The organism is Microbacterium ginsengisoli, assembly GCF_000956535.1.
Lineage (GTDB): Bacteria > Actinomycetota > Actinomycetes > Actinomycetales > Microbacteriaceae > Microbacterium > Microbacterium ginsengisoli.
Map to the genome: position 1 here is coordinate 51,521 of NZ_JYIY01000071.1, position 13,945 is coordinate 65,465.

Below are 13,945 nucleotides of genomic sequence, written 5' to 3' on the forward strand. Positions count from 1 at the left end.
GGATGCCTCAGCTGCGACGGTTGCGCACCGTCATCCGTGCGGCGGCACCGGCCCCGAGGAGCAAGACGCCTGCCCACAGCAGCCACTGCAGATCCTGACCGCCGGTGCGCGGCAGAGCCGCGAGCGACGGGTCGGCGATCGTCACGGCCTGCCAGCCGATGACGTTCCCGTCAGCGTCCTGGACGACCAGACTGTGGGCGCCGGAGACCCCCGCGGGGATGGTGACGGTGACGTAACCGCTCGCATCGACGAGGAACCACGTGCCGATGCGCACCGGGGTGGAGTGCACCCACACCGTGACCCACTCGCCGGCGTGCTCGACGCCGACGTAGATCTTCACCGCATCCCCGACGGAGGGAGTGGTGTCGCTCGCGGAGATCTTGCCCTCGAGCGCGGCGGTCAGCGCGGCATCCGGGACGGGGAGCGGGATGATCGACGGCGGAGTGGTGCCGGGGACCTCCGTTCCGGGTCCCGTGCCGGGCAGGCCCGTGCCGTTCGACACCGTGAGCGGCACGGTGACCTTGGTTCCCGATGCCGGTGAGGTGAGCACCACGGACGTCGACGCCGGAGCATCGAGCGGAACCGTGAACGACACCGTGGCGGTCCCGTTGACGAACGCGACCGGCGTGAACGTCGCCGCGCTGCCGGCGACCGCGTACTCCAGCGTGGTGTTCAGCGGCGAGCCGAGCGACGTCATGTCGATCGCGGACACCGTGAACGACACCTGGTCGCCTGCCGAGACCGCAGTGGTCGGCGCACCGAGAACCTGCGCCGAACGGCTGGCGAAGTCCGGCGAGACCGGCTGATGCGTCTCGAGGTAGCTGATCCACGCGTCACGGTCGATCAGACCCGAGTCGCGCGTGTTCGTGCCCTGAGCGAAGGTGCGGAAGTTGTCGCCGCCCTGCAGCAGGAAGTTGAACGAACCGATGCGGTACGAGGCCGCGAGGTCGATCGGCTTGCCGTCGATCCAGATTCCCGTGATGTGGCTGCCCCGCGCCGCGGTCGCGTCGAACGTGTACGAGACGTTCTTCGACAGCCCGAGCTGGAGGTAGGAACGCGACGGGATCGTGCCGTCGGCGTTGGTCTGCCACTGCTCCTCGAGCACGGCCTTGAACTGCGCGCCGGTGAGGCTCGTCGTCCAGAGGTTGTTCACGAAGGGGAGCACCGCATTCGCCTCGGCGTAGGTGATCGTGCCATCCGGAGCGTAGAAGAGCTCGGCGCGCAGACCGCCGGGGTTGACCACACCGATCTCGGCGCCGCCGCGATCGGCCGAGCCGAGCGAGGCGACGAGAGAGTCGGCCACGAGGTTTCCGATCGTGGACTGGCCGGCACGGTTGTCGCGGGCGGTGGCGCCTGCGTACTTCCCGTCGACGTAGCTGCCACCGGTGTACGACGTCGTGATGTCCGCCGTGACCGATCCCTTCGGCTGGTTGCCGATGGCCGCCGCGCTCGCGAGTGCAGCGTTCGTGATCGCGTTGACCTCGGCCACCCGGGGGTAGGTCGAGATCAGCGTGGCCGCCGGGGTGGTCGAGCGGGCGATGTTGCGTGCCGTGTAGCCGAGCACGTCATGGGACGCGCCGTCGATCGAGAGCACGACCTGTCCGAGGTTCTCGCCGTAGTTGCCGGTCTGAACGATGGGGCGGGTCTTGCCTTCGACACCCGGGACCGGGGCATCCCACACGTACTGCTTGTGGGTGTGGCCGGTGAAGATGACGTCGACGCTGGACGAGGTCTTCGTCACGATGTCCGCGAACGCACCGCCGGCCGCGACCTCCTGGTCAAGCGTCGCCTTCTCCGGGGTTCCCGCCCCCGCTCCCTCGTGGTACTCGGCGACGATCACGTCGACCGTGCCGGCGAGTTCCGCCGCGACGCGGTTCACGGCCGCGACCGGGTCACCGAAGGTGAGTCCGGTGATGCCGCCGGGAGCGACCAGGCTCGGGGTCTCCTGCGTGATGACGCCGATGACCGCGACCTTCAGGCCACCCGCGTCGACGATGGTGTACTCGGGAAGCGCCGGCTCGCTGGTGCCCGCCTTGTAGACGTTGGCGCCGAGATACGGGAAGTCCGCCGCATCCTGCACGCGACCGGAGAGGTCGGCGTAGCCGCGGTCGAACTCGTGGTTGCCCACAGCCGACGCCGCCAGGTCGAGCGCGTTGAGCACGTCGAGGGTCGGCTTGTCCTCGGCGACCGCGGAGGCGAACAGCGAGGCACCGATGTTGTCACCGGCCGACAGCAGGAGGGTGTTGCCTTCGCCGTAGGCGGCGCGCTGCTCCTCGACGGTTCCCGCGAACGCGACGGTGTTGCCGTCGATGCGCCCGTGGAAGTCGTTGATGTTGAGGAGGTTGAGCTCGATCTTGTGCGACAGCGTCACACCCACCACGAGCGGGTCGTGGTCGCTCGATCGGAATGCGTCGGCACGGTAGAAGTCGGTCGCGTTGTAGTTGTAGCGGCTGTACTCCAGCGCCACGGACTCACCTGCGTTGATGTTCCACACGTGCGCACCCGTGACCGCGGCCTGAGCCGACGGCGACGCGAAGATGTGGTCGAGCGAACCCGACTGGCCGCTGAACGAGTAGGTGTACTCCTCGGCGCCCTGCTGGATGTAACCCGCGTCGGTGATGACCTTGATCGGGTCTTCCTGGCTGTAGGAGTTGAAATCGCCCAGCAGGAAGACCTTGTCGGTGCCGACGGACGTCTTCAGCCCATCGGCGAACGCCACGAGCGCGTGCGCCTGAGCCACACGCGATGCGTTGCTCGCACCCTGGCCGTCGCCCTGGTCCGCGTCCGCGCCCGTTCCCGACCCCTTCGACTTGAAGTGGTTCACGATGGCGATGAACTGCGCAGAGGTGCCGTCGGCCGCCGTGAAGGCCTGGGCGAGCGGTTGGCGCGCGTTCGAGAAGGCGCTGTCGTTGAGCACGACGGAGGCGCCGACCGGCTTGACCAGCGATGCCTTGTAGATGAACGCCGTGCGGATGACATCCTGCTGGTCGAGCGGCAGGAGCGCATCGGCTGCCGGCGACGGCACGAACGACCACTGCTCGGATCCGAGGGCGCTGTTCAACGCGTTCACGAGCGTCGAGAGCGCGGAATCCCGGTCCTTACCGAACTTGGACGAGTTCTCGATCTCCTCGAGCGAGACCACGTCGGCACCCAGCCCGTTGATCGCCGCGACGATCTTGTCCTGCTGACGCTTCAGGTTCGCTGCGTCGGCGGCGCCGCGCGGGCCCGATCCCGAGCAGGTGTTCACCGTCACGTTGTTGCCCGCGCGATCGGTGTAGAACGAGCAGGTGTTGCCGGCGGCGACATAGTCGGCGCCCGTGGTGGTGAAGTAGTTGAGCACGTTGAAGCTGGCGAGCTGGATGTCGCCGCCGACGTTCGGTGCGCTCGTGGGGCGCCCGTCCGCGATGGCCACGAACGAGGTGTCTCCCCCCGCCAGGAGCTGCGCGGTGGGCTGGAACTTCCAGGTGCTGTTGCGATAGTCGAGCACGACAGGCTTCGCAAACGTGACCGGAGCGCCGACGGTGATGTCGCGATCGCTCAGGTACGGGAGCGCGATGCTCTTGTTCGCGGAGCTGAGGAAGTTGATGGATGCCCCGTCGTCGAGCGTCACACCGCGGGCGGCGTTGTCCGCCACGGCCTGCGCGTACGCGGCGGTGCCGGGTCGGGCGATCTCCGTCGGCGTGATCAGCGGGGTGGTGCCGGTTGCCAGACCGATCTCGGCGTACTGGTTCGTCGAGTAGGTGTTGGTGACGGTGTAGTCGCCCTGGGGAAGGATCAGCATGCCCTCGAGCGACTCGCGCTGCTGGTCGGTCGCGGGGAAGGCGACAGTCGCAGCCGCGACGGGCGCCGGCGCCGTCTCGGACAAGACCGTCGTGCCATTGGCGGTGCCGTTGATCTCGGTGAGCCCCTGGTACTCGGTCACGCTTCCGGTGACCTCGACGTACTGGCCTACGGAGACCTTCGCGGTCGCGGCCGAGCCGAAGACGAAGACCGCATCGGATGCGGTGTGGGTGCCCAAGTCGATGGCGCCGCCGGTGCCGGGGGTCTGGATGTAGAACCCGTTGAAGCCGCCGGTCGGGTAGGCCGCGGTCACGACTCCGCGGGTGGTGACGGTCTGACCGGAGAGCGGTGAGGTGTCGCCGGTGCCCTGGATCGCGGAGATCGGCGTGATCTCACCCGGCGCCGTGGTGGGCGACGTGGTGGGCGTCGGCGCGCTCGATGCGGTCGGCGAGGGCGAGGCGCTGGGAGAGTCGGTCGGGTTCGGTGTGCTTCCCGAGCCGGAGTTCTGGGGGGTGACGGTCGTGGTGACCGTGAAGTCCGTGGAGTTGTCGTCGGTGTCGACGAAGCCCGTGCGCGTCAAGGCGTTGGGCGTGGTGTTGCCGCCGGCGTCGGGGGCGGCCTTGGTCTCGAACGTGTTGCCGCTGCCGTAGCCGAGGAGGTCCACGACGCCCGGGGTGCCGACCACCGAGCCCGGGGTGAGGGTGAGGGGGGAGGACTGGTCGGAGAGCCAGAGCACGCCGTTCTGTCCACCGGGGTTGAAGCTCGTCACCTGATCGGGCGTGGGCAGCGCGACGCCGTTGGCGCCGTTCGAGGCGGCCTGCACGAGGAAGTACGAACCCGGGTTGATCGTGCCCGAGAGGGTGACCGTCGTCGCCGCGCCGGTGCCGGACGCGGACCGGTACTGGAGCGACCAACCGGTCAGGTCCTGCGCGGTCCCCCCGGCGTTGTAGAGCTCGATGAACTTGTTGGTGAAGGGGGCGCCGGCGCTGCCTCCCTTGAGGTAGGCCTCATTGATGATGACGTCGGCCGGGGCGGGTTCTGCCGCCGAGGCCGCGAGCGCCGTGCCGGGCGCTGCGATGCCGATGAGGAGAGATGCGCCCGCGATGACGGCGAGCGCTCTCCTGCGTGGCTGGGAAATAGACATGAGTCTCCTAGTTCAGGGCTGAGAGCAACCCTGTGAGGCTAAGAGACGGAATGTTGATGGGGGCGACAGTTGTGTGACGCGCAGGTAAACGCTCCATGAGAATTTTCTCACGGAGGATCCTTCACTTAAACATAAGAAATGTTCAGACAACCGGCAAATTGCGCAGCATGGTCGCTCTCGGAGGGGCATTGCGCGCAGAAATGACGAAGGCCCCCGGCGCAGTGCCGGGGGCCTTCGGAGCTGAGAGCAGCGGGATTACTTGAGGGTAACCGTCGCGCCGGCCTCTTCGAGAGCGGCCTTCGCCTTGTCGGCGGCCTCCTTGTTGGCGCCCTCGATGACGGCCTTGGGGGCGCCATCGACAACAGCCTTGGCCTCGCCGAGGCCGAGCGAGGTGAGCTCGCGGACGACCTTGATGACCTGGATCTTCTTGTCGCCGGCAGCCTCGAGGATGACGTCGAACGAGTCCTTCTCCTCGACCTCCTCGGCGGCACCACCGGCGCCACCGGCGGCCGGAGCGGCCGCGACGGCGACCGGAGCGGCGGCGGTGACCTCGAAGGTCTCCTCGAACTTCTTGACGAACTCGCTGAGCTCGATGAGCGTGAGCTCCTTGAAGGCGTCGAGCAGCTCCTCAGTGCTGAGCTTTGCCATGATGTTTCTCCTTGATTGGGGTTTGTCCACCGCGGGCCGACTCAGGCCGCGGACTCCTGCTTCTCACGCAGCGCGTCGACCGTGCGAACGGCCTTCGACAGCGGGGCGTTGAAGAGATAAGCGGCACCGAACAGCGAGGCCTTCATCGCACCGGCGAGCTTCGCCAGCAGGACTTCACGGCTCTCGAGGTCGGCCAACTTGTTGACCTCGTCCGCGCTCAGGGGGGCACCGTCGAAGTAGCCGCCCTTGATCACGAGAAGAGGGTGTGCCTTGGCGAAGGCGCGCAGGCCCTTCGCGACGGCGACCGGGTCACCGTGCACGAAGGCGATGGCCGAAGGACCGGCAAAGTCCTCGTCCAGCTCCGTGATCCCCGCGTTGTTCGCGGCGATCTTGGACAGCGTGTTCTTCACCACGGCGTACTCCGCGTCCTGACGGATGGTGTTGCGGAGCTCCTTGAGCTCGGCAACCGTCAGACCGCGGTACTCGGTGAGCAGTACGGCAGTCGAGTCCTCGAAATTCTTCGTGAGCTCGGCGACCGTCGCTTCCTTCTGCGCCATGGCCACTCCTTGTATCCACGTGACGATCCGCGATGGCGGATCGCCGGCCTCAGACCTTCCCGGCAACGAAAAAAGCTCCGGCGCAAGCGCACGGAGCTTCACATGCCCGATGATCGGGAGTTCGTTCGTACACCTGCGCGGGCCCCTGCGTTGCAGAGCTTCGATCGACCTGCGCTGTCGCGCACGACGATGACCGGCGGTCTTCGGCTTGACATCAGCATACGGGATGCCGCTGCCCCCGCCAAACCCGAAGGCCCCGCCGGTGATCAGCGGGGCCTTCGGGTGGATGCGGCGGATCAGCTCCGGCGCTGCGGGCGCACTCGCGCGATGACTCCCGCGCCGATGAGAAGGAGCGCGAGCATCGTCACGCCGCCGAGCCACGAGGCATCCGCGCCGGTCTTGGGCAGGGCGCCGCTCGCCGGCAGCCCCGTGGCCGGCGGCACGCTCAGCGCGACCGAGGACCATCCGATGACGTTGCCCGAGGCGTCGAGCACGACGAGCCGGTGCGATCCACTGACACCGACCGGCAGCGTGACCGTGATGGTGCCGTCGGCCGCCACCTGGTACCAGCCGCCGACCTGCGTGGGCGTCGAGTGCAGCCAGACGGTGACCCACTGTCCGGCGTACTGCGTGCCGACGGTGATGACCACCGTCTCGCCCGCGACCAGGTTCGGCGACGGCACGCTGATGAGACCTTCGAGCTCGGCCAGCAGCTGCTCGTCGGTGGCGGGCACCGGCGTCGTGGTCGGCGGGATCGGCCCGGTCTGTCCGGCCGCGACCTGGATCGGGACCACCACCGTCGTGCCACCGGGGGCGACCGTCAACTCGATCGTGCTCTGCGGCGTCGCGTCGACGGGGAACGTCAGCGAGACGTTCGCGGTGCCGTTCGTCACCGGGATGGGCGCGAACGTCGCCGAGCTACCGGTTACCCGGGGGGTGACGGTCGTGGAGCGCGGGCTGCCGAGAGACGTGAGATCGACGCTCGACAGTGCGAACTCGATCGTCTGCCCCCGCATGACCGACGCGGGCACCCCGGTGAGCTGGGCCGAACGACTCGCGAACTGGGGCGAGAGCCCCGGATGCGCCTGCAGGTAGGAGATCCACGCGTCGCGGTCGATGAGGCCCGAGTCGCGCGTCGAGGTGCCCTGTGCGAACGCGGTGAAGTTGTCGCCGCCCTGCAGCAGGAAGTTGAACGACCCGACGCGGTACGTGTTCGTCGCCACCAGCGGCTGCCCGTCGATCCACACCCCGGTGATGCGCTCACCTCGCGGCTTGGTCGCGTCGAACGTGTAGCTGACGTTCGACGAGAGCCCCAGGGCGAGGTACGGGCGGCTGCTGCCCTCCGGCTGCCACTGCTGCTCGAGGGCCGCGGTGAACTGTGCGCCGGTGAGCGTGGTCGTCCAGAGGTTGTTCACGAACGGCAGCACCGCGTTCGCCTCTGCGTAGGTGATCACACCGTCCGTGCCCTCGTAGAGCTCGGCGCGCAGGCCGCCGGGATTGACGACGCCGATCTCGGCGCCACCGCGGTCCGGGTCGGCGAGCGTCGACACCAGCGCGTCCGCCACCAGGTTGCCGAGGGTGGACTGAGCGGCACGGTTGTCACGGCTGCCGCCGGCGTAGCCGGACTCCGCATAGGACCCGCCCGCGAACGCGGTCGTGATATCCGCGGTCACCGATCCCACGGGCTGCTCACCGACGACGCGCGCCTGAGCGAGCGTCTCGTCGACGATGGTCGCGACCTCGGCCACACGCGGGAACCGTGCGATGAGCTGGTCGTCGAGCGCCTTGCTGGCCGCAGCGGTGGCCGCCGCGTCGTTCGGGAACACCTGCGACGCCAGCCGCGCGACGTTGCCCGATTGGGCCACGGTCACTGCACCGGTGGTGCGGTCGATCTCCAGGACGACCTTGCCGATGTTCTCGCCGTAGCTCCCGGTCTGGATGACAGGTCGGGTCCGATCGGTCCCGGGCACCGGGGCATCCCAGTCGTACAGCTTGTGCGTGTGACCGGTGAAGATCGCGTCGACGGATGCCGACGTGTCCGTGACGATGCGCGAGAACGCGCCGCCGGCGGCGATCTCCTGCTCGATCGTGGCGTTGTCGGGAGTGCCCGCGGAGGCGCCCTCGTGGTACTCGGCGATGATGACGTCCACCGTGCCCTCGAGGGACTCGGCGACGCGGTTCACCGCCGCGACCGGGTCACCGAAGTCGAGGGAGCTGATCCCGCCCGGCGCGACGAGCGCGGGTGTCTCCTGCGTGATCGCTCCGATCACCGCGACCTTGAGTCCGGCGACATCGATCACCGCGTACTCCGGAAGTGCGGGTGTCGTCGTTCCCTTCAGGTACACGTTCGCCCCCAGATAGGAGAAGTCGGCGCTGTCCGACACCCGGCCGACCAGGTCGCTGTACCCCTTGTCGAACTCGTGGTTGCCTGCCGCCGAGGCGGCCAGGTCGAGCGCATTGAGCACGTCGATCGTGGGCTCGTCGTTGAAGTACGACGAGGCGAACAAGGATGCCCCGATGTTGTCGCCGTCCGACAAGAGGAGCGTGTGGTCGTCGCGGCCCGCCTCGCGGAGGGTCTCGATGGTTCCGGCGAACTTCACCGTGTTGGCGTCGATGCGGCCGTGGAAGTCGTTGATGTTCAGCAGGGTGAGCTTCACCGGTCCCGCGGTCGTGAAGGAGAACACGCCGGATGTCACCGTGGAGCCGAGCCCCGGAGCACTGATGGAGAACTCCACGGGCGCACCGGAGGAATCGGCGGCGATGGTGAACGGGATGTCGAGCGAAGCCGACGAACCGGTGGGGGTGTCGGGCACCGACCAGACGAGGTCGGTTCCCTCGATCGACAGTCCGGCGGGAAGCGGCGTCGGCAGGGTGATCTCGGGCAGGAGAGTCGAGCCGTCGACGACGACCTTTCCGCCTGTGAGCGTCACCTGACCGGTGCTCTGCACCGCCAGCTTCAGCATGAGCGGGTCTCCGGCGGCATAGGTGGTGCCGTCGGGAACGACGAGCGACGCATTCGCCGACCACACCGGCGGCCACGCCGGCTTGTCGGTGTCGTAGAGCCAGTCCTGGAAGAACGCGCCGAGGTCACGTCCCGACACCTCCTCGGCGAGCGCGATGAAGTCGGCGGTCGTCGCCGACCCGCCGGCGTGGCGCGCGGTCCATTCCGCGTACAGCCGGTCGAACGCCTGACGACCGATCGCCGTCATCAGCGCACCGAGGGTGTACTTGCCGCGGTTGTAGACCTGCCAGTCGTAGAGCTCCGAGGGGTCCGTGAAGCCCACCGTCGGCACGGTCCAGCGCGACGAGGTCGCCGAGTTCCAGGACGAGTAGCTGTCGTTCTCGGGGGTCGTCGGGTTCACTGCCGTGCTGGTCGCGTACTGGTAATAGGTCGTGAAGAACTCGGCGGCACCCTCGTTCAGCCAGATGTGCGACCAATCGGCCGGTGCGACCTCGTTACCGAGCCACTGGTGGACGAGCTCGTGGATCAGAGTGGGTGCGCTGATGCTGCCATCGAAGAACGGACGGTCCTGCGTCTCCAGTGCATAGCCGACGCTCACCCGGTCGACGATCACACCGGTGCTCGCACCCGGGTAGGGGCCGAGCTTGGTCTCGAGCCAGTCGATGATCGGCTTGATGCTGGCGCGACGAGTGTAGATCGTGTTCTGCGTGTTGGTGGAGATCGTCGGGTCGACGAAGCTCCACTCGTGCAGGGTGCGACCGCTCGCGAGCACGATGTCGCTCTCGAGGATGTTGAAGCGACCGATCGACAGCACCGAGAGCTCGGATGCCATCGGCTTGGTCTGCGTCCATACCCATTGCGTCGTGCCGGCGACATCGTCCACGGTCTTCGACGTCAGCTCGCCGTTGCTCGCGACGACCAGCGGGTTGCCACCTGCAACCGAGGGCGCCGTCACCGCGATGCGGTAGGTCGCCTTGTCGGCGGGCGTGTTGTTGTTCGGGAACCACGCCATCGACCCGACCGGCTGGCCGAGCGCGGTGACACCGTCGGTCGTGGGCACCCACCCCTCGGAGGACCCGTCGTGGTCGATGTGCCGGACAGGCGCGCCGGAATAGGCGACGGCGACCGTGAACTCGCCGACCACCGGCTGCGCGGGGGTGACGATCAGCTTGTACCGCACGGCCGCGGCGTCGTTCTCGCGCACGTAGCTCGCCGCGGTGCCGTTGACGAGGACGCTCTCGACCGTCAGGCCCTCGAAGTCGAGGGCGAACGACGACAGCGGGCTCGCCGCGATGGCGGTGATCGTCGTGACGGCCGAGATGTCGGTCTTGGTGCGATAGGTCATCGCGATGTCGTAGTTCTGCACGTCGTAGCCCGCGTTGCCGACGTTCGGGAACAGCGGGTCCCCGGCGGTCGTCGCTCCGGTCGCCGGCTCGGCCGCCTGGGCCGGGAGCGCGAGGCCTGTGATGGCCAGCGCGAGTGCCGCGCCGGCTGCGGCGAGCCGCATGAGGCGGTGTGAAGGTCGGCGGGTGCGCGCGGACGACTCAGACATGGATCCCCTTCTCGAGCGCGCGACACGGGCGCACGCAACAGGAGCGACGTTAGGGATCAGATGTTTCTTCATTGTTTCATAGAGATCTCCCAGATTTCCAAGAATCCCTCACCGCCGGGTCGAGCCCCTCGCATGTCGCGACCGACGGCTGTCCCGGCCCGGACGTAGGGTCGAACACGTGACACCCGAACTGGCCGCACGCATCGTCGCGGATTCCCGCGATCGCGTGGCCTGGGTGCGGGCGCGGTCCCGCGGCATCACGGCGACGGATGTCGCGGCCCTGTCATCTGCGGCATCCATCTCGCGGGCCGCCGACGCGAAACTGCAGGGCCAGCGCTTCTCCGGCAACGCCTACACGGACCACGGCCGGCGACGCGAGCCGGAGATCGCCGCCTGGGTGGCGGCGACCCACGGCATCCAGCCCTCGACGGCCCTCTTCCACGCGGTTGTCGAGCCGCGGCACCTCGCGACCCCCGACGGCATCGGCATGGACGACCGCGGCCGCATCACCCTCGCCGAGATCAAGACGACCAACAAGTCGTGGAAGTCGATCCCGCGCACCTACCTGCGTCAGGTGTGGTGGCAGCAGCACGTGCTGGGAGCCGAGCGCACCCTCGTCGCGTGGGAGCAGCACGACGGCTTCGTGCCGGTCGGCGACGAGCCGCGCTGCGCCTGGGTCGAGCGCGACGACATCGAGATCGCGAAGCTCGTGCGGCTGGCGACCTCCCTCATCGACGAGCTCTATCGCCGCACGACGCTGGCGCGCACCGGCTCGGATGCCGCGGCCGCACCCGCGGCTGGTCGCGAGGCGTTCCGGGCGCTCGCGCTCTCGGACTGAGCCCGGCACGCACTCCCCCGCCACGGCGGGGTCTTCATCGCGCCCGCCCAAAGTAGTTGACACAGCGCAACGAGATTCATATAGTTGCTCTCAGTCAACTTTTGCGCCGACGGTGTCGCACTCCCCACCCGCACAGGAAGGCCCCGTCTTGGCCACCATCACCTCTCCGGTTCCGACCGTCGCAGAGACATCGCGCTCCCCCCGACAGGTCATCGAGGCGCTCATCGGGCTGCTGCTCGGCATGTTCGTCTCGATGCTCGCCTCGACGGTCGTCTCGACCTCGCTGCCGGTCATCGTGCACGACCTCTCGGGCGATCAAGCCGCGTACACCTGGGTGGTGACCGCGACGCTGCTCACCACCGCGATCTCCACGCCGGTGTGGGGCAAGCTCGCCGACCTGATGAACCGCAAGGTGCTCTTCCAGGTGTCGATCCTGATCTTCGTGCTGGCGACCGCCGCCGCCGGCTTCTCACAGAACCCGGGCATGCTCATCGCCTTCCGTGCCGTGCAGGGTCTCGGCGCCGGCGGCCTCGCCGCCTTGAGCCAGGTCATCATGGCCGACATCATCAGCCCGCGCGAGCGCGGGCGCTACATGGGCCTGTTCGGCGCGGTCATGGCCGTCGCCACGGTCGGCGGCCCGCTCCTCGGCGGCGTCATCACGGACGCCTGGGGCTGGCGCTGGAACTTCTTCGTCGCCCTCCCCTTCGCCGTGGCCGCCCTGTTCATCGTGCAGCGCACGCTGCACCTGCCGGCACGCGAGTCGACCCGCGCACGTATCGATTACCTCGGCATCGTGCTGCTCTCCACGGCCGTGTCCCTGCTGCTGATCTGGGTCACCAATGCCGGCACGTCGTACGACTGGTGGAGCCTGCCGACCCTGCTCATGGTGGGCGGCGCCGTCGTGGCCGCGGTGCTCTTCGTCGTGACCGAACTGCTCGTCGCCGAGCCGCTCGTGCCGCTCACGCTCTTCCGCAACCGCACCTTCTCGCTCGCCGTCGTCGCGTCGATCGCCACCGGCATCGCGATGTTCGGGGCATCCGTCTTCCTCGCCCAGTACATGCAGCTGGCGCGCGGCGCGACCCCGACCGAGGCGGGGCTCATGACGATCCCGCTGATCGCCGGCCTCCTGCTGGCGTCCGTCGGCGTCGGACAGCTCATCAGCCGCTTCGGCCGCTGGAAGCCGTACCTCGTCGTGGGCGGCGTGCTGCTCGTGGCGGGCTCGTACCTGCTGTCGACCATCTCGTACGACACCAACTTCGTCGTGGTCTCGGTCTACATGTTCCTGCTCGGGGCGGGCGTCGGCATGACGATGCAGAACCTCGTGCTGGTCGTGCAGAACACCGCCGACCCGTCGCAGATCGGCGTCTCGAGCTCGGGGGTCACCTTCTTCCGCAGCCTCGGCGGCACGATCGGCGTCTCGGTCATGGGTGCCGCTCTCGCCGCGAAGGTCGCGGAACTGGTCACCGCGCGGGCCGCCGACATCGGCGCCGCCCTGCACGCCCTCGGAGCGCAGGGCGCCCAGCTCGCCCAGCAGCTGCAGAGCGGCACTATTCCTCAGGTCTCGACGCTGCCCGACGGCATCCGCCAGATCTTCGAGGACGTCTACGCGCAGGGCATCTCGCACTCGTTCCTGATCGCGGTGCCGTTCGCGATCATCAGCGTGCTGGCGATCGTGTTCCTGCCCAACAAGCCGCTCACCCGCATGACCAACAGTGAGCGGGCCGCGGCATCCGAAGCCGACCTCGCCACGGTCACCGTCGCCGAGGCGATGGATGTGCTGGCGCCCGCGACCAACGATGACGCGGATGCCGCGGCCGCAGCAGACTCACACGCATCGCGCGGTACGGTGTCCCGGTGATCTCCGAGGCGAGTGCTGCACCGGCGCCTGACGAGACGGCCGACCCCGTCCGTCAGGCGGCGGTGCGCGGCCTGGAAGGAGCGTTCGCGGAGCTTGCGAGCGAGTTCCGCCGCTACTACGCCGCACTCGCCGAGGCCGCGAGCCCCGGAATGCTGCCGGGCACGTTCAAGATCCTCTCGGTGATCTCCCGCGGCGGCCCCGTCACCGCCTCGACCCTCGCCGAGCGGCTGGTGGCCGACAAGGGCATGATCAGCCGCCAGGTCGGCGAGCTGGAAGAGCTCGGACTCATCCAGCGCACACCCGATCCGCACGACGGACGGGTGCGGGTGATCTCGGTCACCCCGCTCGGCGCAGAGCGCATCGAGACCGCTCGCGGCCCCCTCGAAGGCCGCCTGTTCTCCGCCCTCAGCGACTGGCCGCTCGAGTCGATCGAGAAGCTGACCGAACTGCTGCACGCCCTCGCCTCGGGCGAGGTCCCCGAGGCCTGAGCCCCGCCGGGCGCGCGGCGCCGGAGGCGTGACGCACCGGCGGACGGGAGGCCCTGTGACGCACCCAGGAGGGTCCGAGGGCACCTTCTCCACCCGGTAGCACCGCCGTAACACCGAT

General features: G+C 68.4%; 7 protein-coding genes. 3 read left to right on the forward strand and 4 right to left on the reverse strand.

The genetic code is table 11. The features are described from left to right. Positions 1-7: 7 nt before the first annotated feature. The 4 genes from RR49_RS06840 to RR49_RS15145 form a co-directional block, all read right to left on the reverse strand. Positions 8-4,924 carry an ExeM/NucH family extracellular endonuclease gene (locus RR49_RS06840; protein WP_048809135.1) on the reverse strand — a complete coding sequence of 1,639 codons (4,917 nt, stop codon included), beginning with the start codon at positions 4,922-4,924 and terminating at the stop codon, positions 8-10. 255 nt (positions 4,925-5,179) lie between these two features. After that, entirely contained in the window at positions 5,180-5,572 is a 393-nt protein-coding gene (rplL, locus tag RR49_RS06845) for a 50S ribosomal protein L7/L12 (RefSeq protein ID WP_045247318.1), read from the reverse strand. Positions 5,573-5,613: 41 nt separating this feature from the next. Beyond that, complete coding sequence (gene rplJ, locus RR49_RS06850) at positions 5,614-6,129, reverse strand: 50S ribosomal protein L10 (protein ID WP_045247319.1); 516 nt, start codon at positions 6,127-6,129, stop codon at positions 5,614-5,616. Between the two features lie 296 nt (positions 6,130-6,425). After that, positions 6,426-10,643 carry a 5'-nucleotidase C-terminal domain-containing protein gene (locus RR49_RS15145; RefSeq protein WP_048809136.1) on the reverse strand — a complete coding sequence of 1,406 codons (4,218 nt, stop codon included), beginning with the start codon at positions 10,641-10,643 and terminating at the stop codon, positions 6,426-6,428. A gap of 178 nt (positions 10,644-10,821) precedes the next feature. On the opposite strand from RR49_RS15145, the gene RR49_RS06860 reads away from it, so the two are divergent. The 3 genes from RR49_RS06860 (at position 10,822) to RR49_RS06870 (ending at position 13,827) form a co-directional block, all read left to right on the forward strand. Continuing rightward, positions 10,822-11,481 (forward strand): YqaJ viral recombinase family protein, encoded by a 660-nt coding sequence (locus RR49_RS06860; RefSeq protein ID WP_045247320.1) that lies wholly within the window; start codon positions 10,822-10,824, stop codon positions 11,479-11,481. A 241-nt stretch (positions 11,482-11,722) separates the two neighbouring features. Continuing rightward, positions 11,723-13,339 carry an MDR family MFS transporter gene (locus tag RR49_RS06865; protein WP_156454790.1) on the forward strand — a complete coding sequence of 539 codons (1,617 nt, stop codon included), beginning with the start codon at positions 11,723-11,725 and terminating at the stop codon, positions 13,337-13,339. After that, on the forward strand, positions 13,336-13,827 hold the full coding sequence (locus tag RR49_RS06870; RefSeq protein WP_048809138.1) for a MarR family winged helix-turn-helix transcriptional regulator: 492 nt from the start codon (positions 13,336-13,338) through the stop codon (positions 13,825-13,827). The genes RR49_RS06865 and RR49_RS06870 overlap by 4 nt, the downstream gene beginning before the upstream one ends. Positions 13,828-13,945 lie beyond the last annotated feature (118 nt).

What these genes read in the sequence shown, in the direction of transcription:
- RR49_RS06840 (WP_048809135.1), bottom strand. Translation starts at nt 4,924, where the DNA reads ATGTCTATTTCCCAGCCACGCAGGAGAGCGCTCGCCGTCATCGCGGGC.
- rplL (WP_045247318.1), bottom strand. Translation starts at nt 5,572, where the DNA reads ATGGCAAAGCTCAGCACTGAGGAGCTGCTCGACGCCTTCAAGGAGCTC.
- rplJ (WP_045247319.1), bottom strand. Translation starts at nt 6,129, where the DNA reads ATGGCGCAGAAGGAAGCGACGGTCGCCGAGCTCACGAAGAATTTCGAG.
- RR49_RS15145 (WP_048809136.1), bottom strand. Translation starts at nt 10,643, where the DNA reads ATGTCTGAGTCGTCCGCGCGCACCCGCCGACCTTCACACCGCCTCATG.
- RR49_RS06865 (WP_156454790.1), top strand. Translation starts at nt 11,723, where the DNA reads ATGTTCGTCTCGATGCTCGCCTCGACGGTCGTCTCGACCTCGCTGCCG.